This is a genomic window from Flavobacterium sp. LS1P28, assembly GCF_003970335.1.
In the GTDB taxonomy this organism is placed as follows: Bacteria; Bacteroidota; Bacteroidia; order Flavobacteriales; family Flavobacteriaceae; genus Flavobacterium.
Window position 1 is genome coordinate 76653 of the sequence record NZ_RYDI01000013.1, and the last position, 26377, is coordinate 103029.

Here is a 26377-nt window from a genome sequence, read left to right on the forward strand (position 1 = left end):
AAACCGGAACTCTTCTTTTTTACACAGTATCAATTTCTTCCTGAACAGCTTCCCAATCTAAAAGAAATTTGTCTAACTCAGCCTTTTTCTTATTGTACGCCATAAAAAACTTAGCATCCTCAATATGTTTATCATAATTAGAAGCCAGCATTTTATCATCTTGCTGAATGTCTTTTTCTAATTGCTTGATTTGGCTTTCGATCTTGCTTAACTTGTTTTGTAATGCTTTTCCTTTTTTCTGATCTTCGTATGATGCTTTATTGCTTTCTTTAGGTGATGCTACTTTCTGAGCCTCTTTTTTTTCTACTTCACGCATGTTTTCCATATTGCGTTGTTCTAAAAAATAGTTGATATCCCCTAAATATTCTTTTATTTTTTGGTCTTTAAATTCATATACTAAATTTGACATGCCCTGCAAGAAATCCCTATCGTGAGAAACCAGTAATAAAGTACCGCCAAATTTTTGAAGAGCGGCTTTTAACACATTCTTCGATTTGATGTCCAAGTGATTAGTAGGCTCATCCATCAATAAAACATTAATAGGTTGCAACAATAATTTACACAACGCCAAACGGTTTCTTTCGCCTCCGGAAAGGACTTTTACCTTTTTATCTACATCGTCACCACGAAACAAGAAAGAACCCAGCATATCGCGTACTTTCATTCGGTTCGTATCTGCCGCCGCATCTTCCATCGTTTGCAACAAAGTGATTTCGCCATCCAGATATTCAGCCTGATTTTGTGCAAAATACCCCAATTGTACATTATGTCCTAACTTGATATTTCCTTTATACTCGAATTCGTCAACAATAGCCTTAATAAAAGTTGATTTTCCTTGCCCGTTTTGTCCTACGAATGCTATTTTACTTCCACGCTCCACTAATAGATTGATATCTTTCAAAATCGTTTTGTCCCCGTAGCTTTTGGTCACATTTTCAGCTTCTATAACTACTCGTCCCGGTTCTTTCGAAACTGGAAAAGTAATATTCATAACGGAATTGTCATCTTCATCTACTTCAATACGTTCTATTTTGTCAAGTTTTTTAATCATCGATTGTGCCATGGAGGCTTTAGAGGCTTTGGCACGAAATTTTTCGATTAATTTCTCTGTTTCTTCTATTTTTTTTGCTTGATTTTTTTGCGTAGCCAATTGTTTTTCACGAATCTCATGACGCAATTCTAAATATTGAGAATATGGTTTATTGAAATCATAGGCTTTACCAAGGGAAATTTCGATTGTTCTGTTTGTCACATTATCTAAAAACATTTTATCGTGCGAAACAATTACCACCACACCGGGATAATTGCGAAGAAAACTTTCCAGCCAAATGATACTCTCAATATCTAAGTGATTCGTGGGCTCATCCAGCAGCAAAACATCATTGGCCTGCAATAATAACTTGGCTAATTCGATACGCATTCTCCATCCACCGGAAAAAGTTTCGGTTTGATTATCAAAAACATCTCTTTTAAATCCTAAACCAAGTAAAATTTTCTCCGTGTCCCCCACATAATTATAACCGCCCAATAATTCAAAACGATGGGTGTAATCCGATAAGTCTTCAATGATTTGACTGTATTCATCACTTTCATAATCCGTTCTGGTAACCAATAAGTGATTGATTTCTTCGAGCTTTTTCTCTACAATTTTAATCTCTGTAAACGCTTCATATGCTTCTTCCAGAACCGTTCTTCCTTGTTCAAAGTCAATATCCTGACGCAAGAATCCCATGCGAAGGTCTTTCTCTTGAGAAATAACACCTGAATCTGGAGCAAAATCTTTTGCTAACATTTTAAGCATGGTCGATTTCCCCGCTCCGTTCTTTCCCACAAGACCCACGCGGTCTCCGGCACCCAATCGAAAGGTAACTTCTTCAAACAAATAGGAACCACCAAATGAAACGGATAAATTGTGTATATTAAGCATGTATTGTGATTTTATTCCTTTTTGAATGCGTAAATTTGTAACTCCAAAAAAGGAAAAATTAAATTTTTTGCAAATGTTAAAAAAAGGATCCAAATTATATAGCATTTTAACAGGAACTTGTCCTAAATGTCAGAATGAGAGTATGTATTTAGATAAAAATCCGTTACATCTAAACAAAATATTGAAAATGCACGAAAATTGCAGTCATTGTGGTTTAAGATATCAAATTGAACCTTCTTTTTTTTATGGCGCTATGTACGTTAGTTACGGATTAAATGTAGCAATAGGAATTGCTGCTTTTGTCATCTCTTTTGTTCTCTTCGAATCCAGTCTAAAAGTTGCATTCCTTGCAATAATAGTATCACTGGTTATTTTATTCCCTTTTGTTTTGCGATGGGCAAGGAATATTTACATCAACATGTTTGTTTCGTATGATCACAAATTAAATAAAAAATAACACTATTTTTTTCCTTTAGATACAAATCGATTGATGTCAATTACAGTGTCTAAAGGAATTTTATTTTCAATAGTGTCAAATAAAGCTTTTGCCATTGCAGGACCTAACATAACTCCTCGTGTGCCCAAACCATTCAAAATATGTACTGAATTATAATTTTGATGTGTTCCTACGAGTGGTCTTCTATCTTTTACCGTGGGGCGAACTCCGGCAAAATGAGCCACAATTTCAAAATCACAAGTAATAATCTCTTTTATTCTTTCCACTAATTCCGTTTTTCCTTCTGGAGTAGGTAAATCTGTTTTATCTTTCCAATTGTAAGTGGCTCCTACCTTGAACAAATCATTTCCAAGAGGCAAAATAAAGACACTTGTATTGACGATCACATCTAAACGCAAATTAGGTGCTCTAATGACAAAAAGCTCCCCTTTTGTACCGTCTAATGGCAAATGTTTAAAATAAGGATTTCCATGCATTCCAAAGCCTTCGGCAAAAACAATATGTTTCGCTTGAATGTCTTTGTACCGAATACCATTTGAGTCAACCTGAAGCGCCTCATAATCAAAAGACTCCTCCTGAAACATCTTATTATGGATAAGATAGTCTCTGTATTTACGCAACAACAATGCGGTATCAACATAACCCGTCTGCAAAACTTCTCCGTATCCAAAGGGAGAATCAATTCCAGAAAATTTCTCAAAAATCAATTTTGTGGATAAAAATGGCGAAAGATTTATTTTATCCGAAGCTATAAACCAATTATTCTGTTCTTCTACGGAGAAAAATTTTCTCAAAATAGGTCTCTTAAAATCTACGGTACATTCTAATTTTTTTTCCAACAGCGCATAAAATTCATTCATCAAGACTAATTGCTCTTGTGCCTGCCAAACCTCACTGAATCGTTTTAAAATAACAGGGTTATACAACCCCCCGGCGATTCTTGAAGAATTTTGAGAATTATTATCCAGTACTAAAATACTTTTATCATTTCGCAGCGCAACCTCTGCAAATGAAATACCCGCTAAACCTGAACCAATTATTAAATAATCAATCATTTGAAGAAATATAATTTAAACTAAAGACAAAGTAAATACATTAAAACACAAAACTCTTACCATCACAGTAAGAGTTTTGTGTTTATAGTAAAAAAACTGAAATTAATAATTCCACATATCAGATTCGAAATTGCGAATTTTCTCTTTCACTCGATCGGATTCTAACAACTGATTCTGGGCATTATCTTTCATATACTCTTCAATGGATCTGTCTCCATAAACATTTTCTTCTTTGTAAATAAAACTATTAAAACGTCTTGAATTTAAGATTTGATCAAATGAAATCGGCATCGCTGAGTTTTTATCATTGAATGCTTTAGCATCATGCAACACATCTCTTGCTGCTGGAAAAAACACCCAAAACAACTCAATATAATCTTTTTGATCACTATTCATCGTATAAACATCCGGAGTCACTGGACAAATACCCAATAAACGATACTTTAATTCACTCTGCCTTTTATCAAAATACCAATACCCCTTAATTTTATACTGTGTTACGTCCTGAGCAGAAAGATCCTGTCTCAGAATATACTCTTCTGATATTTGATTCCCTGCATTTATTTGTTCTCTACCGGCGTCTGTAGTATCTATTCGAGTTAATGAAGCTTGGATGTCTTTAAATGATTTTTTAGTGTTAAAATAACTATCTGTATACACTTCTGTTAATTCACCACTTTTTATGGCTTTAGTCAGCACATCGTATAACGAACGCCTATCCGAACCAATATTTGCAGTATCTACAGGAAAATACAATGAAAAATTAATCTTTTCGTTTAAATCGATTATTTCCCAGGTTGTTTTTCCCATTAAAACATCTCTATCATGCACATATCCATAGGACAAAGGCCTATCGTTATCTGAAATTAATTGTGCATCAGATTTTAGACCTATTTCGTCAGGAGTTTTTGCATTAAGCAAATTAGATTGTGCAACCGAAGCTAGACTTCCTGTGGAACAGACTATAGCGATTAAAAAATTTCTTACATTCATCATAGTATCATTATAAGATATTGAAGTAGGTTTATATAAAAACGTACTAATTATTGTATTTCAAAAATTACTGGAGCTGTTCTTGGCAATAAGTAGCTTCCTGCACCAACAAGTTTGGTTTTAATCTCAGAAATGGTCACTTGATCACCTCTTCCTGCTTTTGATAATACGGCCTTACATTGTGCATTTAATCTGTTTCCTGATACAACTACTGTCGGCTGTCCGGTAACTTTTAAATTAAAACCAACTACATTTAAACCAACTTCAAAATCAAAATCAACTAATTTAGCTCCGATTGTAGCTATCTCTAAGTTTGATTTAGGACCTTTGACCACTCCCATTTCTCCCCTAATAGTTCCAGCTGGCCCCGGAATACCTTTGATTCTGAAAACTTTTTTATCAGTAGCCACTTTTCCGTCAGACATTTTTCCTGATACGCTGACTATAACTTCATTACCACCACCAGGATTCATAACGTATTTACCGTTGCCTACCTTTGATAAACCTGGAGCAGAAGCATTAACAGCATTATCCGGAATACCTGCAAAGGAAATAGTCATAGGATTGGATACGCCTCTATAAACGACATTCATCTTATCTGCTGAAATTGTTGCAGAATTAGGTCTTGGCACCACAACATATTTTCCAGCAAATTTCAATGGAATTGTTTTACCATCTTCAATAAACGTAAATTGACCCGCAATATTTTGTTCTCCAACACCTCCAGCGGTCATAGCTATTCTAGCCTGTCCTGTGGCTGGATCTAATCTTGCACCAGTAACACTTGTTGGTTTGGTATTCTCGTCATAACGTCCCAAAACTACTTTACCTGTAACCTGTTCGCCCTGGAAATAAGCATTTTTATCCAATACAACGATAGCTTGATAATTACTGTAAGATGCCGCTGCAACCGCCGCTTTACCTAATGCCGTACTGTACACATCTGATTCTGCTTTTTTAACATCATTCTGCCAAGCAGATAGCTTAGCTAAAGAAGCAACTGCTGGAAAGCCTTTAAAATGATAATCTAAATAGGCTACCGAAATACCGTCTTTATTCTTAACATCTGCCAAACTAAACTTAGCTTGAACTTCAGATAAAATTGGCGCTAATTTTTTATTATCACCCAAAGCCAACTTCATGTCCGATTTATACTTTTCAACTGTTGAAATAACTTCTTTTCCTTTAGCGGAGTAACCTGCGGGACTGAACCATAAATTATCAATATTATCTCCTTTGTCCATAGCCTCATACGGTAGTTTACCCGTCTCCGGATCCACTTCGGTTCCTACTAAAACTTCCGCTTTTATTTGTCCAATATAATCGTAAAAATTTTTTGTTATCACTTCTACTTTATGAGCTGTTATGGCCGCTGCAGCAAATTCGCCACCTGCTTCCGCTGCTTTCGCATCTAATCCAGCTAACATTTGAGCGTTTGATTGTTGGGCTGAAGCGTTTGACCCTTCAAATTTTTCATTCATTAATCCAAAAGCAGACAACACTTCTTTGGACATATTTAATGCTAACATTGCGATGAAAACCAAATACATTAGGTTAATCATCTTCTGTCTAGGGGTTAGTTTTCCTCCTGCCATATTTTCTAAATAATTAGTTTAATATTTTTTTATAGTTTGAAACTAATTATCCTTTATTATTCATTGCAGAAAGCATTCCACCATATACATTATTCAAAGAGGATAGGTTTGAAGTCAATGACTGCATTTGATCTTTTAATTTTAGGTTGTTTTCAGCAACTTCTTCATTAATTTGTACATTTCTGGAGGCGCTTTGTAATTGTATTTTATACAGACTGTTCAATGACTCCATTTGGGCTGCAGCCAAAGTCAACTCCTCGCTGTATTTTTTAGTAGATGTAATAGAATCTATTGTTGGGGCAATTCCCTTTGCTGCTGATTCGAAATTTTTGATGCTATTACCTAAACTAGCCATTAATTCCCCATCAATTTTGGCATCTTTTAACATCATATCTAATTTTTGAGACAACAATCCTTGTGCATCAGATGGTGTTTCTACTTTTTTAGTTGCTGGTTTAGCCTGACCGTTAGCTAATTCCGGATATACTAAAGTCCAATCCAAATCATTATCAACCGGTTCAAAGGCAGAAAGCGCAAAAATGGCTGCTTCTACAACAAGACCTATAGTTAGCATTAAATTTCCTGTAATAAAACCAAATTCAATATGGGTGATTTTGAATAGTGCGCCTATGATTACAACAGCAGCTCCCATGCCGTATGCGAAATTCATTGCTTTCTTACTTAATAATGCCATAATAGTGTTTTTAAAAAATGAATAGATTTGGTTTGTTTTAATTATCTCTTTTTTCCGATTCCGGTAGTTTGAACTCCCATGTAATCCTGAACGGTTCTAAAACCTATATAACTCCTGGCTGAATCAGCATATTCATAATCTCTTGTACCTACCTGTAGGAAATAAGCAACATCTTTCCATGAACCACCGCGCAGTACTTTGCGTTTATTTGAAGTATCCTGAACATTTGGATTCATTGACGATACATACTCATACGCATTTGGATCATATGAAGAATCGGTCCATTCCGAAACATTTCCTGCCATATTATACAAATTATAACCATTTGGTTCATACGATTTTGCTTCAACAGTATACAAGGCTTCATCTGCTGCATAATCGCCCCTGTTGGGTTTGAAATTTGCCAAGAAACAACCTCTGTCGTTTTTAGTATATGGCCCTCCCCAAGGATAAGTAGCAGATTCTAAACCTCCTCTGGCTGAATATTCCCATTCTGCTTCGGTTGGCAATCGAAAAGAATTGATTAAGTCTTGTCCTTTCTTTTTTGATTTGATATGGCTGTTTTTATATAATGTTCTCCAGGCGCAAAATGCTTTCGCTTGAGTCCACTTGACCCCTACCACAGGATAATCTCCGTAGGCTTTGTGCCAAAAATAATCATTATGCATTGGCTCATTGTAGGAATAGGCAAAATCTTTAATCCAAACGCTAGTATCGGGATATACATTTATTTCTTCGGTTTTGATATAGTCTTTTCGTCTTCCGTCTTTTGCTTTGGCAGCAGCCTGAATATCCATCCAAGAATAACGGAATTTCAATTTATTAACATCAATAGTGCGAAGACCATTGTATGATTCTTCTATTGGCAAATACATAGAATCCATTACTTCAGTATAATATTCATCCGGATATAGTTTCGTATCCATTATTAATTTTACTTTTTTATTCAGCTTTCTACCGGCATAAGGATCGTCAGCGGTTCCTACACTATAATAATTATCATACATGTATTTGTCATAGGCTGTCATTTTCTCTGGATCCGAATCATTAAAAGCAAAGTCACCTATGCTTCCTGCATTCTTACCTTTAGCCGTTGAGGCATCAGCAGTTTGCCCTACTTCATCAGCTAAAATGGCTAATCTCACCCTCATTGTAGAGTCTTTTACCCACTCTACAAACTGACGGTATTCACTATTGGTAATTTCCGTTTCATCCATATAAAAGGAGCGAACCGTAACTGTTTTTGTTGGAGCGTCCTCTACATTGGCTAAATCAGCATCTGACTTACCCATTATAAAAGCGCCACCTGGGATTAATGCCATTCCAAGAGGTTTTTCCGGATGCCATTTCCCTCCATTAATACCAACTAGTTCTCCTCTGTCGCTTGATTTACCACAGCCAATTAAAAGGGTCAAAATTGACGTAAATGCAATGAACTTCTTCATATAAATTTGGTTATATATTCATTATTTTTAAGGGTGTAAACCTATTTATTATTTTTTAAAAAAACAATTTTTTTAAACTAAACAAACTCTATTTTATAAAAAAAGAATAAATAAGCATAAAATTATCCTAAATGATGTTTTTCCTCTGCGCTTTCCACCATCTTTCGGGCAATTCCTGATTACAAGCCATTAAATATTCTTCATAAGAACATGGTAATAACGTGTTTCTTTTTAATTTATTATTAACATTTGAAATAAATGGAATTTCGATCCACCATCGGTCTGTTTTATCACTTTTATAAAAAACAAGATCCTCTTCTTCCATGGGAACTATATATTTCAAGTAGTTTTCTTTACTTCCAAAAGGATACTCATGCGAGCGATAATGAAAGCCTTCTATGAAATACCAAATTATTTGTGCTATGATCACTGATTCTTGTGCGGAATTATTGTGATTAAAGATCCCCAATGCGGAAACTTTATCACTTATCCCTGCATATCGTGACAGCGCGCATATTTCTTTCCCGTTAAAACCATTGGGTGCAAATGAACTAAAATTGCCGGAATCAGATGATTTTACAGCATTTAAATCAATACTGACCACATCTGCATCTCTTAAAACAGGTTCAGATATAGCTATATTATTCGAAACCTCCCCTAATCGATAGGCATCAAAAAACAATTTCTCTATCAAATCTATTTCTTCTTGCGAATTAAAATACGTTTGATAGCCTATGTTACAATAATTAAAGAGATTGTTCGGCTCGTCTATAATTATTTTTGTCAAATAAGAAGTGGCCGAGGCCTGTTCATTCTCTTTTCCAAAATCAAACTTATTATCGATAGCAACTAAATTCACCATCTGTTCTAAATCATCATACGCTCTGTACAAAGCATAGGTCAGATCCTGAGAACCCCCAATAACAATAGGAATAATCTTCTTTTTTATTAAACTTGCTGTTACTTTTTTTAAGGCAAAGTAGGTATCTTCCGTAGAGCTTCCAGCAAGAATGTCACCTAAATCAGCAATAGATGCATCCCAGTTTCCAGGAAATAATCCATATAATTCTTTCCTAACCGAGAGTAAATCAACAGTGGACACCGCATTGGCATTGCCTCGGTTTTCTAAAACACCTAGTACGGCAATTTTAATCTTGTTTAAATCAGGGAATTGTTCCTGGGTATGCAACACAATTTTACCGCCCAGTTGCTGTGAAGTCAATCCATTTATATATTCCAGGATTTCATCATCAACGGGCTTTAGAAAATCAAATTCCATTTTTATATTTTTTTTCCTTAATCACAACTCTTAACAAAGAGCGATGAAACCGGAATTAGTGACTAATTACTTTTTTGCGACAGGTTTCTTAACGGCTGTTTTTTTGACAGCTGCTTTCTTTGCTGGTGCTTTTTTGGCGGCTACTTTTTTAACAGGCGTTTTTTTGGCAATCATTTCTTGGACTTCCGCCAATGTTAATTTGGCAGCATCTACGTCTTTACTCAATTCAATTTTGAGTTTTCCTTTGGTGATTACAGAGCGACCCCAGCGGGCTTTCTCGACCAGAATACCTTCATCCTCCCAATTATGCAATACTTTATCGATATTTTTTTGCAATTTATCTTCAATCAATGCTTCTATATCAACTTGAGACAAATCATCAAAATTATATTTCTTACTTACATTAATAAACAAGCCATCCCATTTGATAAAAGGACCAAAACGACCAACGCCTTTTTGAACACCTTCGCCTTTATAAACGGCAATTGGAGCATCGGCAATAGCCTTTTCATCGATTAATTCCTGAGCCCTTTCAAAATCAACATCCAGTGGATTTTCTCCTTTTGGTAAAGAAACAAAAGCCGCACCATGACGAATATAAGGGCCGTAACGACCATTACTTACCTCAACTTCTTCGCCTTTATATTCTCCAAGATTTTTTGGCAATAAAAATAGATTCAGCGTTTCCTCTAAAGTGATGTTCCCAATATTTTGATCATTCATCAAACTGGCGAACTTTTTTTCATCATCATCAGCGGCACCAATTTGAGCCATTGGTCCAAATTTTCCTAAACGAACCGAAACCGGCTTTCCTGTTTTTGGATCGGTTCCAAGAATTCTCTCCCCGCTTTCACGATCTGCATTGGCCTCTACATCTTTCACTATAGGGTGAAATTTATCGTAGAACTCCTGCATCATTTTAGTCCACTCAATATTTCCTTCCGCTATTTCATCAAAATCCTCTTCGACTTTTGCAGTGAAATTATAATCCAAAATATTTCCGAAATTCTTTACCAAGAAATCCGTAACAATTGTTCCAATATCTGTAGGAACTAATTTTCCTTTATCAGATCCGGTGTTTTCTTTCAGCACCTTCGCTGCTACTTTTCCGGATTGCAACATCAATTGCACGTAATTTCTTTCTTGCCCGTCCAGATTTCCTTTTTCTACATAATTCCTGTTGATAATCGTAGAAATTGTTGGCGCATAGGTAGACGGACGACCAATTCCTAACTCTTCTAATTTTTTTACCAATGAAGCTTCGGTATATCTTGCAGGCGCTCTAGAATATCTTTCGGTTGCTGAGATGTAATTGTTTTGTAATTTTTCATTGACTTTCATTGCCGGCAACATGCCTTCCTGCTCTTCTTCATCGTCATCATGCCCTTCAAGGTATACTTTCAAGAAACCTTCAAAAAGCAAAACCTCTCCGGAAGCCGTGAATATTTCACCATGATTATTCGCTTCAATTTTCACGTTAGTACGTTCTAATTGTGCATCACTCATTTGCGAAGCCAAGGTTCTTTTCCAGATCAAGTCATACAAACGCGCTTGATCTTTGTCTATATTTACCGTATGACGGGACATATCCGTAGGACGAATTGCCTCGTGTGCTTCCTGTGCTCCCTTACTTTTATTGACAAAAGTTCGAGGTTTAGAGAACTCTTTTCCGTAGGATTTAATAATTTCAGCCTGAGCCGCTTCCATCGCATCTTTAGATAAATTCACGCTATCCGTTCTCATATACGTGATCAGTCCGGCTTCATACAGGCGTTGCGCCAGTTGCATGGTAATTCCTACCGGCAAATACAATTTACGAGCGGCTTCTTGTTGCAATGTTGATGTGGTAAACGGACCTGTTGGTGTTTTTTTGGTAGGTTTAGTCTCCAAATCGGCTACCTTATATGTAGAACCTATATTTCTATTTAAAAAATCTTCGGCTTCTTTTTTAGTATTGAAATTTTTAGGCAGTTTGGCTTTGAATATTTTACCGGTTTCATTAGTAAATTCTGCCACAACAGAATACGTAGCTACAGCATTAAAGTTTTGAATTTCCCGTTCCCGTTCCACTATCAAACGAACTGATACTGATTGCACACGGCCTGCCGAAAGCCCTCCCTTTATTTTTCTCCAAAGTACAGGAGATAATTCATAACCTACCAATCGATCTAATACACGACGCGCTTGCTGCGCATTGACTAAGTTATAATCAATTTCTCGTGGATTATCAATGGCTTTTAGAATTGCAGTTTTAGTGATTTCATGAAAAACAATCCGCTTGGTTTTGGTCGCGTCTAATTTTAATTCTTCGGCTAAATGCCAAGAAATAGCTTCTCCCTCGCGATCCTCATCACTTGCTAACCATACCATTTCAGCTTTTTTAGCAAGTCCTTTTAATTTAGTAACCAATACTTTTTTATCAGCAGAAACTTCGTATTTGGGTTTGAAGCCATTTTCTACATCAACACCAATTTCCTTAGACGGCAAGTCAGCAATGTGCCCATAACTTGACTCGACCTGAAAATCTGCTCCTAGAAATTTTTCGATTGTTTTTGCCTTTGCAGGTGATTCCACTATAACTAAATTCTTTGCCATATTCCGATTGTTTATGTCGGCAAAAGTAGAAGATTTTTTTAAATTTTAAGTTTTTTAAATTTTAAAAGTCAATTTAATCATTCAGTTGCAAGTTTTGAATGATTTGAATCCTATACTTTAAAAAAAATAAATCACTGCGGTTTTATTAAAAATACTGCCTTTTTATGATCTATTTCCTAAAATCCAACTGCAATTAAGTATGTGAAAAGTTTAAAAGTCGTCAAGTCAAAACAAAAAACATAGCCAATAGTATCTTAAAATCAACTTGTTCCATCATTTTCTCTAATTTTAAAACACCCCATTATACAATGATTGTTACTTAAAACTTAAAAGAAGCCCTTTTACACAACAACGACATTCAACCCCATTTCTTCCAGTTTCGTTTTAGTTTCGATATCGATACCTTCATCGGTAATTAAAACATCAATTTTTTCTACATTGCAGATTTTACCAAAACCCCTGACATTCATTTTAGTTGAATCGGCCAAAACAATTACTTTTTCGGCTACATCAATCATCGCTTGATTCAAATGAGCTTCCATAGCATTTGAAGTACTTAAACCAAACTCTAAATGAAGCCCATCAGTTCCAATAAATAATTTATTACAGGAAAACTGGCTCAAAATTCCTTCAGCAATAGCACCCACAACTGAAGTTGATGCTTTTCTAATATCACCACCCAGTTGAATGGTATCAATTTCCGAATGTTTGCAGAGCTCTAAAGAAACTTTAAGCGAAGGAGTCAGTACAGTTAATTTTTGAAAGCCCCCCATCACTTTAGATAAATTATGAATCGTAGTCCCGGAGCCCATAATGATGTAATCATTGTCATTAATGTAACTCAAAGCCGCTCTTGCGATAAGCTTCTTTTGCTCTACCTGAAGCAATTCTTTATCACTTACATTTCTTTCAAACGCATAAATGGGCTGTTTACTAGCGCCTCCATGGGTACGATGCAACAGATTCTTGCTTTCTAAAAAACTCAAATCCTTCCGTATGGTTACGGACGAAACCTTGTGTGTTTCGCACAGCTCCACCACATGAACATACCCTTTTTGATTTAATTCCTCTATTATTAGTTCCTGTCTGATATTAATTATAGTCATACTACTGTTTAAATATTGAAATAAAGATAGGTATTCTTTTAGAAATAAAAAATAAAACAGGTTATTTTGAATAGTTTCATTTTGTTTCGATTTATTTCGTTATGTTTGTAAAACGAAATATTGTGTTACGGTATAAAAACAATAAAATGAAAAGATCAGAACAATTAATTCAACTTACACAAACCAAAAATTGGGATGTAATTATCATTGGCGGTGGTGCTAACGGATTAGGAATAGCGCTAGACGCAGCTAGCAGAGGTTTCAAAACCATACTGTTGGAATCAATTGATTTTGCCAAAGGAACCTCCAGTCGAAGCACAAAGTTAGTTCATGGTGGGGTTCGGTATTTAGAACAAGGAGACATTGCTTTGGTACGCGAAGCCCTAAAAGAAAGAGGCCTAATGGCACAAAACGCTGGTCACTTGGTGAAAAACCAATCCTTTGTGATTCCAAATTATAATTGGTGGGGCGGTTATTTCTATACCGTAGGATTAACCATATACGATATGTTAGCCGGACGATTAAGCTTAGGCTCTTCTAAATATGTGTCCAGAAAAAAAACAATAGAATTGCTTCCGACCATTACACAAAAAGGATTGGTTAGCGGCGTTGTATATCAAGACGGACAGTTTGATGATTCGCGTTTGGCAATCAACATTGCGCAAACAGCCGTTGAAAAAGGAGCTACGCTTTTGAATTATTCGAAAGTGATTAATTTATTGAAAGACGATAAAAACCAAGTTACGGGAGTAGAATTTGAAGATAAAGAAACCGGCACCAAATATAAATTAAACGGAACTGCCGTTATTAACGCTACCGGGGTTTTTACCAACTCAATCATGAAAATGAATGATTTGGAATACAAGAAATATATTGTTCCAAGCCAAGGGATTCACTTGGTTTTTGACAAATCGTTCTTACCAAGCGAACATGCTTTAATGATTCCAAAAACAAGTGACGGACGCGTTTTATTCGCAGTGCCGTGGCATGATAAAATTGTGGTAGGAACCACCGATACTTTGGTTAAAAAATCGAGTCTGGAGCCAATTGCCTTGGAACAAGAAATTGATTTCGTTTTAGAAACTGCTCAAAGATTTCTAGAGAAAAAACCAACAAGAGGCGATGTTTTATCTGTATTTGCAGGCTTAAGACCTTTGGCAGCGCCAGAAAAAAAAGGACAAAGTACCAAAGAAGTTTCCAGAAGTCATAAAATAATTGTTTCGGATACCGGATTAATCACCATCACCGGAGGAAAATGGACTACGTACCGAAAAATCGCTGAAGACGTTATTGACAAAGCCATCAAAGTCCATAATTTACCTAAAAACGGATGTAAAACGGAACACATCGCTATCCACGGCAATAAAATAACTTCCGTAACAGACCGAGAGAATCATTTATACATTTATGGAACTGACATTCCTAAAATACTGAAATTACAGGAAGACGAGCCTTTATTAAAAGAGAAACTACATCCTGATTATGATTATACCATGGCAGAAGTGGCTTGGGCTATTCGTTTCGAAATGGCTAGAACCATTGAAGATGTATTGGCCAGACGCGTGCGACTTTTGTTTTTAGACGCAAGAGCAGCGATTGATTCTTCTGAAAAAGTTGCTCAATTATTAGCAAAAGAATTAGGCCGTGACACCCCTTGGGCCGAAGCTCAAACAGCTGAATTTAGAACTCTGGCCAACGGTTTCCTTTTAACAGAATTTCAAGTAAAATAATCTACAACTCTATTAACATAAAAACACCCAAAATGAAAAACAAACTAATTCTTGCCCTTGACCAAGGAACTACCTCCTCCAGGGCAATTGTCTTCAACCACGATGGAGAAATTGTCAACGTGTCTCAAAAATCTTTTGAACAAATTTTCCCAAAACCAGGATGGGTAGAACACGATCCAAACGAAATCTGGTCCTCACAAATGAGCGTAACCGCTGAAGTTATTGCAAAAGTAGGAATCTCAGGAAAAGAAATCGCCGCCATTGGTATCACCAATCAAAGAGAAACCACAATTGTTTGGGATAGAGAAACCAGTATTCCAATTTATAATGCCATTGTTTGGCAAGACCGGAGAACTGCAAAATATTGTGACGCATTGAAAGCTCAAGGGCACGGAGATATGATCAAAGAAAAAACAGGACTGGTTTTAGACGCTTATTTTTCTGCCACAAAATTAAAATGGATTTTAGATAATGTGGAAGGGGCTCGTGAAAAAGCAGAACAAGGAAAATTGTGTTTTGGAACTGTCGACACTTGGCTTATTTGGAAATTGACCCGAGGTAAAATGTTCATGACTGATGTTTCTAATGCTAGTCGTACGATGATGTTAAACATTCATACTTTAGAATGGGACCCGGAATTATTAAATTTATTCGATATCCCGCAATCGATATTGCCAGAAATAAAACAAAGTAGTGAGGTCTATGGAGTAACCTCAACCACGCTGTTTTCTACAAAAATCCCTATAGCAGGCGTTGCAGGAGACCAACAAGCAGCTCTTTTTGGACAGTTGTGTATCAATCCCGGAATGGTAAAAAACACGTACGGAACCGGTTGTTTTATGCTAATGAATACTGGCGAAAAGCCCGTTTATTCTAAAAATAATTTATTAACAACCATAGCCTGGAAAATTAACGGAAAAACAACTTATGCATTGGAAGGCAGTGTTTTTGTGGGTGGTGCGGCCGTACAATGGCTAAGAGATGGTGCTAAAATGATTGATGCTGCCCATGAAATTGAAGAACTAGCAGCCAGCGTTCCGGACAACGGAGGTGTGTATTTTGTTCCCGCATTAACAGGTCTAGGAGCTCCTTACTGGGACCAATACGCTCGAGGAGCCATAGTTGGGATAACCAGAGGAACCACAAACGCGCACATTGCGAGAGCAACTCTTGAAGGAATAGCGTATCAAGTCTATGATTTAGCAAAAGCCATGGAGGCCGATTTTGAAAAAAAAGGAACAGAACTACGAGTGGATGGCGGAGCAGTTGCAAATAATTTATTGATGCAATTTCAATCGGATCTTTTTAATTTCAAAGTGATTCGCTCAAAGACATTAGAAACAACAGCCCTAGGAGCAGCTTATTTAGCCGGTTTAGCTATTGGATATTGGGACAGCGTAGATGAATTACAAAAACAATGGACAATAGACCGTGAATTTTCACCCGAAATGCCCAGAGACACTGTCACTGAATTGGTAAAAAACTGGGATAAAGCGGTAGGCCGAGCTGGAAACTGGATAGAAAATTAATCATTAAAACCATACATTATGACTCCATTTATTGCAGAAATTCTCGGTACCATGCTAATGATTTTATTAGGTAATGGCGTAGTTGCCAATGTAGTTCTTAAAGGAACCAAAGGAAATAATTCCGGATGGATTGTCATCAGTACAGCATGGGGTTTTGCCGTTTTTGTAGGCGTTGCTGTTGCCGGTCCGATTAGCGGTGCGCATTTAAATCCTATTGTCACCTTAGGCTTGGCACTCATAGGAAAATTTGCCTGGTCACAGGTTGCTTCCTACATCTTGGCTCAATTCATTGGAGCTATGCTAGGAGCCTTTTTAGTTTGGCTTTCCCATAAAGATCATTTTGCAGCCACAGAAGATGAAGGCGGAAAACTTGCTTGTTTTTGCACAGGACCTGCGATTCGGAATTACTCCTCCAATTTAATGAGTGAAATCATCGCCACTTTTGTATTAATTTTCGTGATATTCTATATTGCCGGTCCAGAGCTGATCATGAGTTCTGATACTGGCGCTGCAATTGGACTTGGAACTGTTGGCGCTTTACCGGTCGCTATTTTAGTTTGGGCTATAGGATTATCCTTGGGAGGAACCACAGGGTATGCTATAAATCCTGCAAGAGATTTGGGACCTCGAATCATGCACGCTATTTTACCCATAAAAGGCAGCAGCGATTGGAGGTATGCCTGGGTTCCTATCGTTGGCCCTATAATAGGTTCCTGTTTGGCCGCAACCTTATATATGTTACTTCTCTAACCTTCTTTTTTAAAAGTAAAATCATGCGAAAATTATTTTTCACCACTATAATCTCTATTATAGGGCTAGCTGGATATGCCCAAGAAACTCCTGTTGCCGATACCACTCCAGCAGCTGTAGCAAACACAAAAACGAACCGACTAGATTTTGATGTAGAATTAAAAACGAGCCACCTCTGGAGAGGACTGGTTATCAACGGAAGCATGACTGCCATGGGAAACATTCATTATGCTTTGGACAAAAAACGAAATCTAACCGTGGGTCTTTGGGGCGGGAATGGGTTTGATGGCGAGTACAAAGAAATTGATTATTACATTCAATACAAAAAAAATGGTTTTTCAATCGCCTTATGGGACCTATTCAATACTACAAATATTGAAAACCCTGCCGTTTTTAATTACGATCGAAAAACAACCACGCACATTCTTGACTTAAGAACATCCTATCAATTTCCTGACCGATTTCCTTTGCGGATAGAAGCTGATTTTCTGCTTTACGGCAATGATCGCGAATTAATGGATAACCTCGATTATAAAAACAGATATTCCACCTATGTTGAATTAGGATATCCGTTATTGAAAAATCAAAAAATTACTTTAGAGGCCTATTTAGGAGCCGGATTTGCCTTAAACGGAGAATCCCATTTATATACAAATGATCCCAACAGTAATTTTGATATTGTAAATACCGGAATCAGGGCGTATAAAAACATTCACATTCTAAATTACAAACTTCCTGTTTCCGCAGTAGCAATGTGGAATCCAGCCCTTAAAATTGCCCGAATTCAATTGGGTGTGGTATTGTTCTAATTACAACAACAACACCTGGTTTGATAACGAAAACGTTCTTTTAGAAACAAAAGAACGTTTTCGTTATTCCAAAATTAAAACCCAAAATAGTGTTAATTCTTAATCTGACATCTTGTCATATTTATTTCAATTGCGTTATCTTTGCACTTTGAAAATATGCAATGGAAAAGATAATAGAAGAAAGCAAGCAGGGAGAAAGTCTTGTTTTAGAAAACAAACCCGAGAACACGAAGAAACTTTTTATTGAGAGTTACGGTTGCGCAATGAATTTTTCGGATAGTGAAATTGTAGCTTCTATATTATCCTCAAACGGATATAATACGACGCAAATTCTGGAAGAAGCCGATTTAGTTTTGGTGAATACCTGTTCTATTCGGGATAAAGCAGAGCAAACAATTCGCAAACGTCTAGAGAAATACAATGCCGTAAAACGCATTAATCCAAAGATGAAAGTGGGCGTTTTGGGCTGTATGGCAGAACGTTTGAAAAGTAAATTTCTGGAAGAAGAGAAAATTGTTGACCTCGTTGTAGGTCCTGATGCCTATAAAGATTTGCCGAACCTTTTGCAAGAAGTAGAAGAAGGACGTGATGCCATTAACGTGATCTTATCGAAGGATGAAACTTATGGCGATATTTCTCCTGTTCGATTGATGAGCAACGGAATTACGGCTTTGGTTTCAATTACTCGTGGTTGCGATAATATGTGTACGTTTTGTGTGGTACCTTTTACCAGAGGACGCGAACGCAGCCGTGAACCACAAAGTATAATGAAAGAAATTCAGGATTTGTGGGACAAAGGTTTCAAAGAAATTACACTTTTGGGACAAAATGTGGATAGTTTTCTTTGGTACGGCGGCGGATTAAAAAAAGATTTTGAGAACGCTACCAAAATGCAAAAAGCAACTGCTGTTGACTTTGACCAACTCCTTGAAATGGTAGCCGTAGGTTTTCCTAAAATGCGTATTCGATTTTCAACCTCTAATCCGCAGGATATGCATGAAAGTGTGTTGCACGTGATTGCAAAACATCCTAATATTTGCAAACACATTCACTTGCCTGTCCAATCTGGAAGCAATAGAATTCTGAAAGAAATGAACCGTTTGCACACGCGTGAAGAGTACATGACTTTGATTGACAAAATCAGGACTATTATTCCAAATGGTTCCATTTCACAGGATATGATTGCTGGTTTCCCTACAGAAACCGAACAAGACCATAAAGACACCTTGAGTTTAATGGAATATGTAAAATATAATTTTGGGTATATGTATTCGTATTCCGAACGTCCGGGAACTTTGGCTGGAAGAAAAATGGAAGATGATGTTACCGATGAAACAAAAGCAAGAAGACTGCAAGAAATTGTCGATTTACAACAAAAACATGCTTGGTTCCGCAGTGAAGAATTCATTGGACAAACCGTAGAAGTTTTAGTAGAAAAAGTTTCGAAAAAATCGACTGAGGAGTTTTCCGGCAGAAATTCACAAAGTATTACCGTAGTTTTTCCGAAAGAAGATTATAAAATAGGAGATTTTGTTTTGGTTAAAGTTGAAAGTTGTACAAGCGGCACTTTGAAAGGGAAAGCAGTTGGTTTGAGTGAAATGAATTAATAAAATTAGTGGCTAATTTTTAATTCATTAGAAATAAAAGAATTTAAGTAATTATTAATGAGATTGCTTCGTGCCTCGCAATAACAATATGGAATCAGTTCAAAACATAAAACAACGATTTGAGATTATCGGGAATGACCCGAAGCTTAATCGTGCGATAGAAAAAGCCATTCAAGTTGCTCCTACTGACATTACCGTTTTGGTAGCCGGAGAAAGCGGAGTTGGAAAAGAGAATATTCCCAAAATTATTCATTCGCTTTCGCACAGAAAGCACGGAAAATACATTGCTGTAAACTGTGGCGCCATTCCAGAAGGAACCATTGACAGTGAGCTTTTTGGGCATGAAAAAGGCGCTTTTACCGGAGCAACAGGAACTCGGGAAGGTTATTTTGAAGTGGCTGATGGAGGAACTATTTTTCTGGATGAAGTGGGCGAATTACCCTTGACCACCCAAGTGCGTTTGTTGCGTGTTCTTGAAAATGGTGAATTTATAAAAGTAGGTTCTTCACAAGTACAAAAAACAAATGTGCGAATTGTGGCGGCCACAAATGTCAATTTATTTGATGCTATCGAAAAAGGGAAATTCCGTGAAGACCTCTATTATCGTTTAAGTACGGTGGATATTACTTTGCCCCCTTTGCGCGATCGAAAAGAGGATATTCACTTATTGTTTAGGAAATTCGTCGCTGATTTTGCCCATAAATATAAAATGCCGCCTTTGAAACTGGATGAAAGTGCTGTGCAATTATTGCAAAAATTTCGTTGGAGCGGAAACATCCGTCAATTGCGAAATGTAGCGGAACAAATATCCGTTTTAGAAACCAACAGGGAGATATCTGCAGTGACATTACAATCCTATTTACCCGTACAAGGAAACAATTTACCTTCCGTTATTAAAGACCAAAAAAACGAAAGTGATTTTAGTACCGAAAGAGAAATTTTGTACAAAGTACTTTTTGATATGAAAAGCGATCTAAATGATTTAAAAAAACTAACCTTAGAACTCATCCAGAATGGCGTTTCTAAAGTCCAGGAAACAAATCAAAACTTGATCAAGAAAATATATGGATCTAAGGAAAATGATAGTGAAATTGATTTTGAAGAAGAACCAAGAGCAACTTTAATAGCTGCAAAAAACAATGACAACGATTATCAGGAAAGGGATGATACTTATCTTTTTGCCGAAACTGTCGAAGAAGAGGAAACCTTGCGTCTGGAACAAAAGGAAATAGAAATGATTAAGAAATCATTAGAAAAAAATAAAGGAAAACGAAAAGCCGCTGCAGATGAATTGGGAATTTCCGAAAGAACTTTATACCGGAAAATCAAACAATTTGATTTATAATGTAGTCCGAAAAATACAACGTGTTTAATTGAAAATGAATATATTTGACCCGAACATTGGTGAGCCGGCGAAGCAATTTTTAAAAAATAAAATGAAATATCTAAAACGTATACTTCTCTCCGTACTTATAATAAGCATCAACAGCTGCTCGGTTTACAACTTTACAGGGACGGGGAAAATTGATGCTGAAACATTTCAAGTGGGCTTTTTTCAGAATAATGCTGAATTAATTGAACCCGGAATTGACCGGACATTTACACTAGAACTTCAAGATTTGATTCAGAATCAAACCAATTTAAACTTGGTACAAAATGGTGCAGATTTAACCTATGAAGGAGAAATTGTTGATTACAGAATTAGCCCTATGACAGCAACGGCAGACCAGCAAGCTTCTCAAAACCGTTTGACAATTCGTGTGAATGTTCGTTTTACCAATAAGAAAAAAGAAACAGATGATTTTGAAAAACCATTTACTTTTTTCTTTGATTATCCTGCACAACAACAATTGACAGGCGCAACCTTGAATGCTGCTTTAAAAGATATTTTTGAAAGAATAACACAAGATATATTTAATGAATCTCTGGCTAAATGGTAAATAAAGAAATATCCAGTTGGCAGTTTTTAGTATTCAGTGCAATATACTAAAACTTGAAGCCTGATTGTTGAACATTGATTACTGAACATCGAACACTTGAAAAATGAATGTAACTGATTATACTTATTTGATTAACAAACCTGATGTTGTACATCAAAAGCAAACAGAAGCTTTGGAAAAAGTATTAAACGAATTTCCTTATTTTCAGAGCGCCAGAGCACTTCACCTAAAAGGCCTGTACAATGAGAACAGTTATAAATACAATGGTGCTTTAAAAATAACGGCTGCTTATACAACGGACAGATCCATTTTATTTGACTTTATTACCTCCGATGTTTTTACTTCAATTCACAAAAGTCTCTTTACTAAAAAAGCACTTGAAATCCTTGACATTCCGGTAGTTGAAAGTGAAATTATTTCGTTTCAAGAAAAAAAAGAACCCAAATTAAATCCTTTAGAACAATCCATTCTTACCTCAATAAAGGAAGCTTCACCAACCGCCCCAATCCAAACGAATTCTATACCAATAGCAGAAAAAATGGATCTTGGAAAACCGTTGGATTTTTCGGCAAAAGAACAACATTCCTTCCAAGAATGGCTACAGCTCTCTCGTACAGAACCTATAGAAAGAGAGAATGAGGATTCTAAAAAACCGGCTGCTCCAATGGACGAGGAGAAAAGAAAAAAATTAGACTTAATCAATAAATTTATAGAAACAAGTCCAAAGATTTCTCCTGTAAAACACGGCGCTGCTTCCTCAGTATCCTTAGACCTAAATGCACCAGATAACTCGTACTTGATGACCGAGACTTTAGCCCGAGTTTACTTGGAACAAAAAAAATATCAAAAAGCGATACAAGCTTATGAAATATTAATTTTGAAATATCCAGAAAAAAGTAGTTTCTTTGCAGACCGCATAACGGATATTAAGATTTTACAACATAATAATAATTAAACAATGAGCACATTTTCAATTTTTTTAGTTTTAATAACTATAGTTTGTTTTCTATTAATCGTAGTAATCATGGTTCAAAACCCTAAAGGTGGTGGATTATCCTCTACAATAGGTGGTTCTCAAATGTTAGGCGGGGTACAAAAAACAACTGACTTTTTAGACAAAAGCACTTGGACATTGGCAACTATATTAATCGCACTTATATTACTTTCAAGCTTGAGCTTTACAGGAACATTAAGTGATACTGATTCTAAAATCATTGACAATATGGGAACCGCTGCACCAAACACAACTACTCCTATAGCAGTACCTGCTCAAAACACACCTGCAGCTACAAATCCAGTAAAATAAATCACTTCTACATATTCTAAATGCCAGCCTGTCAAAGCTGGCATTTTTTATAAGAAAATGTGTCAGTTTGATTAAGATGGCACAATTTCTGAAATCTTCATCTTTATTAATTAATATTGAATACTAAAAAATATAAAATCATGGATTTAAACATTAAACCTCTTTCAGACAGAGTCCTTATCGAGCCCGTTGCTGCTGAAACAAAAACGGCGTCAGGAATCTTCATCCCTGATACTGCCAAAGAAAAACCACAAAAAGGAACTGTTGTTGCTGTAGGAAACGGAACAAAAGACCACACTATGACAGTGAAAATTGGTGATTCTGTTTTGTACGGAAAATATGCTGGTACTGAATTGAAACTAGAAGGAAAAGATTATTTGATCATGCGTGAAGACGATATTCTTGCAATTATCTAAATTAAAGTACGGACAAGTCGTGACTTGTCCCTTCAAATAAACATTAAACAAAATTTAAAATGGCAAAAGATATAAAATTTGATATAGAAGCACGTGACGGATTAAAACGAGGTGTTGATGCATTGGCAAATGCAGTAAAAGTAACGCTAGGGCCAAAAGGTCGTAATGTTATTATTGGAAAAGCTTTTGGCGGACCAACCGTTACTAAAGATGGTGTAACTGTAGCAAAAGAGATTGAATTGAAAGACCCACTAGAAAATATGGGCGCACAAATGGTAAAAGAAGTAGCCTCTAAAACGAATGATTTAGCCGGAGACGGAACTACAACTGCAACCGTTTTGGCACAAGCGATCGTAAAAGAAGGATTGAAAAATGTTGCTGCCGGAGCCAATCCTATGGATTTGAAACGCGGGATAGACAAAGCAGTTGATGCTATTGTTGCTGATTTGGCTAAACAAGCCAAAGTAGTAGGTACGGATTCTGAAAAAATCAAACAAATCGCTTCAATTTCTGCTAACAATGACGAAGTAATTGGGGAGTTAATCGCTGCTGCTTTCGCAAAAGTGGGAAAAGAAGGGGTTATTACTGTTGAAGAAGCTAAAGGAACAGATACGTATGTTGATGTTGTTGAGGGCATGCAGTTTGACAGAGGATATCTTTCTCCTTATTTTGTTACCAATTCAGAAAAAATGGAGGTAGAACTAGAAAATCCATACATCCTTTTATATGACAAAAAAGTTTCTTCTTTAAAAGAATTATTACCGGTTCTTGAGCCTGTAGCACAATCTGGGAAACCATTATTGATTATTGCTGAAGACGTAGATGGGGAAGCATTGTCTACACTAGTGGTAAATAAATTACGTGGAGCCTTGAAAATCGCCGCTGTAAAAGCGCCTGGTTTTGGAGACCGAAGAAAAGCTATGTTAGAAGACATCGCTATTTTAACTGGTGGAACTGTAATTTCAGAAGAAAGAGGATACACTTTAGAAAACACAACTATCGAAATGTTAGGTACTGCTAAGAAAGTGACTATCGATAAAGATAATACTACAATTGTAAGTGGTGCAGGTGATGCGGATATGATCAAAAATCGTGTCAACCAAATCAAAGGTCAAATGGAAGCTACCACTTCTGATTATGACAAAGAAAAGTTGCAAGAACGTTTGGCTAAATTAGCTGGTGGAGTTGCTGTACTTTATGTAGGTGCTGCATCTGAAGTAGAAATGAAAGAGAAAAAAGACAGAGTAGATGACGCACTTCACGCTACTCGTGCTGCAGTTGAAGAAGGAATTGTTGCTGGTGGTGGAGTTGCTTTACTGAGAGCTAAAAATGCACTTAGCGCTATTAAAGCAGATAATGCTGACGAAGCAACCGGAATTCAAATTGTATCTCGTGCAGTGGAGTCTCCATTGAGAACTATTGTTGAAAACGCAGGTCTTGAAGGGTCTGTAGTTGTTGCAAAAGTCGCTGAAGGTAGTGGTGATTTTGGTTATAACGCAAAAACAGACGAATATGTCGACATGCTTAAAGCAGGAATTATTGATCCTAAAAAAGTAACTCGTGTAGCTTTAGAGAATGCAGCTTCAGTTGCCGGAATGATATTGACTACTGAGTGTGCTTTGATTGATATCAAAGAAGATAATGGTGGTGGAAACCCAATGGGTGGCGGCATGCCAGGGATGATGTAATCTCAATTCTTTTCAAATAAAAAACCGTCCCGATAAAAAATTGAGACGGTTTTTTTATGAGTTATAATTTGTTTATTCTTGAACTTTAGCTTTTTTGCTAAACTTATAAATTACCGGTAAAACAGTAATCCCTACTAAAATCAATACAATTAATTCGATATGCTCCTTTAGATCAATCTGATAATTCTCAAGTAAAAAACCATATAAATAATGTCCGGCAAAAATTAGGGTGAACGACCAAATAAAAGAACTTAAAATATTATAAAACATAAACTTCTTCTTATCCATTGAAACGATTCCGGCAACTATTGGTGCAAAAGTCCTCAATATTGGAAGAAATCGAGCAAAAATAATTGCCTTACCTCCGTATTTTTCAAAAAAATCTTTTGATTGAACCAAGTACTTTTTCTTAAACCAAAAACTATCTTCCTTGTTGTATAGATAATACCCGCTTTTAGAACCAAACCAGTAGCCTACTACGTTTCCTAAAATTCCTGACAATGCGACAAGTGTGGATAGGAGGACCACATTTAGAAAATCATTATTGATAACTAAAATATTCTCTATCAATTCGCGACTGTAAATTCCTGCCAAAAACAATAAACTATCTCCTGGCAGAAAAAAACCTGCAAAAAGACCCGTCTCCGCAAAAACAATAAATAAAACTATATAAATACCCAATTTAATTCCATTAACATCAAAATGAATATAAAAAAGTGGGTCAATTAAATTCTTCCAATCAAAATCGTTCATTCTAAGGTGTTTTATGCTAAAATTATTCGTGCGTGAAAGTACGGATAATATATCTCAACCACAATTTATGATACTATTTTAAAGTTTTATTAACTATTTAAAGTAGCAGAATTATCTTTACATTATTTACAGCCAAAAGTTGTTTATAAAAATCCTGATTTTAGTTATGTGTATAACCGTTTTTCATAGTTAACAACTACAATTTTTACTCAAAAAAAATTAAAGTATGGCATTAAAAAAACCAAAGTTTTCACTTTGGCGTTTCTTTAAAATTATTTTCGTTTATATTGACAACAAGCATGAAGACTGTCATAATCTTCCTTTAAAGCCCTGGCTCCCTCTGTGTCGTGACCTACTTTCGCAATCGCTTTTTGAATTGTTGGAACATTCGTTTTTTGTTCGTTTATAATCAGATATAAAGTACCACAATCCATATGCCATTCGGCAGATTTCACACCAGAAACACTAAATGCCACTTTTTCAATTCTCTTTTTGCACATGTCACAATTCCCGCTCACATGAAATTCAACCTTAGCATTTTTGCTTTTCCCTTCTTGAGCCTGAACCGTAAACCCAACAAAAATCAGTAACATTACTAGTGTTATATTTTTCATCATTTAATTTTTTTGAGGTGTTCATTTATTTACTTATTATAATATCTTGATATAAAACCTTTTGAGTTTTCATCATTCTATTTATCAGT

The 26377-nt window shown here is 36.2% G+C and carries 23 protein-coding genes; 12 read left to right on the forward strand and 11 right to left on the reverse strand.

From position 1 onward, the window contains the following. Positions 1–19: 19 nt before the first annotated feature. Entirely contained in the window at positions 20–1927 is a 1908-nt protein-coding gene (locus tag EKL97_RS10980; protein ID WP_126461939.1) for an ABC-F family ATP-binding cassette domain-containing protein, read from the reverse strand. 73 nt (positions 1928–2000) lie between these two features. Here EKL97_RS10980 and EKL97_RS10985 point away from each other — a divergent pair, with 73 nt between their 5' ends. Next, entirely contained in the window at positions 2001–2384 is a 384-nt protein-coding gene (locus EKL97_RS10985) for a DUF983 domain-containing protein (RefSeq protein ID WP_126461936.1), read from the forward strand. Positions 2385–2386: 2 nt separating this feature from the next. Here the strand turns inward: EKL97_RS10985 and EKL97_RS10990 are convergent, their stop codons facing one another. From EKL97_RS10990 to EKL97_RS11025, 8 genes are all read right to left on the reverse strand, one after another. Continuing rightward, positions 2387–3439, reverse strand: a complete 1053-nt coding sequence (locus EKL97_RS10990) for an NAD(P)/FAD-dependent oxidoreductase (RefSeq protein WP_126562705.1) — start codon at positions 3437–3439, stop codon at positions 2387–2389. A gap of 102 nt (positions 3440–3541) precedes the next feature. Then, complete coding sequence (gene gldN / locus EKL97_RS10995) at positions 3542–4432, reverse strand: gliding motility protein GldN (protein ID WP_126462161.1); 891 nt, start codon at positions 4430–4432, stop codon at positions 3542–3544. A gap of 50 nt (positions 4433–4482) precedes the next feature. Then, positions 4483–6027, reverse strand: a complete 1545-nt coding sequence (gene gldM / locus EKL97_RS11000) for a gliding motility protein GldM (protein WP_126568868.1) — start codon at positions 6025–6027, stop codon at positions 4483–4485. 46 nt (positions 6028–6073) lie between these two features. After that, positions 6074–6721, reverse strand: a complete 648-nt coding sequence (gene gldL, locus EKL97_RS11005; RefSeq protein ID WP_126461927.1) for a gliding motility protein GldL — start codon at positions 6719–6721, stop codon at positions 6074–6076. A gap of 41 nt (positions 6722–6762) precedes the next feature. Continuing rightward, complete coding sequence (gldK, locus tag EKL97_RS11010) at positions 6763–8166, reverse strand: gliding motility lipoprotein GldK (protein WP_126568869.1); 1404 nt, start codon at positions 8164–8166, stop codon at positions 6763–6765. Positions 8167–8293: 127 nt separating this feature from the next. Further along, positions 8294–9445 (reverse strand): formimidoylglutamase, encoded by a 1152-nt coding sequence (locus EKL97_RS11015; RefSeq protein ID WP_126568870.1) that lies wholly within the window; start codon positions 9443–9445, stop codon positions 8294–8296. 66 nt (positions 9446–9511) lie between these two features. Next, the gene (gene topA / locus EKL97_RS11020; protein WP_126568871.1) at positions 9512–12040 is read right to left on the reverse strand and encodes a type I DNA topoisomerase; all 2529 of its coding nucleotides are present in this window, start codon (positions 12038–12040) and stop codon (positions 9512–9514) included. A 341-nt stretch (positions 12041–12381) separates the two neighbouring features. Further along, the gene (locus EKL97_RS11025) at positions 12382–13146 is read right to left on the reverse strand and encodes a DeoR/GlpR family DNA-binding transcription regulator (RefSeq protein ID WP_126461915.1); all 765 of its coding nucleotides are present in this window, start codon (positions 13144–13146) and stop codon (positions 12382–12384) included. A 146-nt stretch (positions 13147–13292) separates the two neighbouring features. Between EKL97_RS11025 and EKL97_RS11030 the strand changes: the two genes are divergently transcribed. From EKL97_RS11030 to groL, 11 genes are all read left to right on the forward strand, one after another. Beyond that, positions 13293–14876, forward strand: a complete 1584-nt coding sequence (locus EKL97_RS11030) for a glycerol-3-phosphate dehydrogenase/oxidase (RefSeq protein ID WP_126568872.1) — start codon at positions 13293–13295, stop codon at positions 14874–14876. A gap of 32 nt (positions 14877–14908) precedes the next feature. After that, entirely contained in the window at positions 14909–16405 is a 1497-nt protein-coding gene (glpK, locus tag EKL97_RS11035) for a glycerol kinase GlpK (RefSeq protein ID WP_126568873.1), read from the forward strand. Between the two features lie 18 nt (positions 16406–16423). Continuing rightward, positions 16424–17155 (forward strand): MIP/aquaporin family protein, encoded by a 732-nt coding sequence (locus tag EKL97_RS11040; RefSeq protein ID WP_126554732.1) that lies wholly within the window; start codon positions 16424–16426, stop codon positions 17153–17155. A 23-nt stretch (positions 17156–17178) separates the two neighbouring features. Further along, entirely contained in the window at positions 17179–17964 is a 786-nt protein-coding gene (locus EKL97_RS11045; protein WP_126568874.1) for a hypothetical protein, read from the forward strand. A gap of 161 nt (positions 17965–18125) precedes the next feature. Beyond that, positions 18126–19571: a tRNA (N6-isopentenyl adenosine(37)-C2)-methylthiotransferase MiaB gene (miaB, locus tag EKL97_RS11050; protein WP_126461900.1), complete on the forward strand. Its 1446-nt coding sequence runs from the start codon at positions 18126–18128 to the stop codon at positions 19569–19571. An 88-nt stretch (positions 19572–19659) separates the two neighbouring features. Next, positions 19660–20916: a sigma-54 interaction domain-containing protein gene (locus EKL97_RS11055; protein ID WP_126568875.1), complete on the forward strand. Its 1257-nt coding sequence runs from the start codon at positions 19660–19662 to the stop codon at positions 20914–20916. Between the two features lie 91 nt (positions 20917–21007). Continuing rightward, entirely contained in the window at positions 21008–21511 is a 504-nt protein-coding gene (locus EKL97_RS11060; protein ID WP_126461894.1) for an LptE family protein, read from the forward strand. 103 nt (positions 21512–21614) lie between these two features. Continuing rightward, positions 21615–22466 (forward strand): tetratricopeptide repeat protein, encoded by an 852-nt coding sequence (locus EKL97_RS11065; RefSeq protein ID WP_126563816.1) that lies wholly within the window; start codon positions 21615–21617, stop codon positions 22464–22466. A 3-nt stretch (positions 22467–22469) separates the two neighbouring features. Continuing rightward, positions 22470–22817, forward strand: a complete 348-nt coding sequence (gene secG, locus EKL97_RS11070; protein WP_126461888.1) for a preprotein translocase subunit SecG — start codon at positions 22470–22472, stop codon at positions 22815–22817. A gap of 140 nt (positions 22818–22957) precedes the next feature. Continuing rightward, positions 22958–23233 (forward strand): co-chaperone GroES, encoded by a 276-nt coding sequence (groES, locus tag EKL97_RS11075; RefSeq protein WP_126452815.1) that lies wholly within the window; start codon positions 22958–22960, stop codon positions 23231–23233. A gap of 59 nt (positions 23234–23292) precedes the next feature. Further along, the gene (groL, locus tag EKL97_RS11080) at positions 23293–24921 is read left to right on the forward strand and encodes a chaperonin GroEL (RefSeq protein ID WP_126452813.1); all 1629 of its coding nucleotides are present in this window, start codon (positions 23293–23295) and stop codon (positions 24919–24921) included. Between the two features lie 72 nt (positions 24922–24993). Here groL and EKL97_RS11085 read toward each other — a convergent pair whose 3' ends face one another. Continuing rightward, positions 24994–25674, reverse strand: coding sequence for a DedA family protein (locus tag EKL97_RS11085; RefSeq protein ID WP_126461885.1), 681 nt, complete (start codon positions 25672–25674; stop codon positions 24994–24996). Positions 25675–25946: 272 nt separating this feature from the next. Beyond that, entirely contained in the window at positions 25947–26291 is a 345-nt protein-coding gene (locus tag EKL97_RS11090; RefSeq protein WP_317125142.1) for a metal transporter, read from the reverse strand. Positions 26292–26377 lie beyond the last annotated feature (86 nt).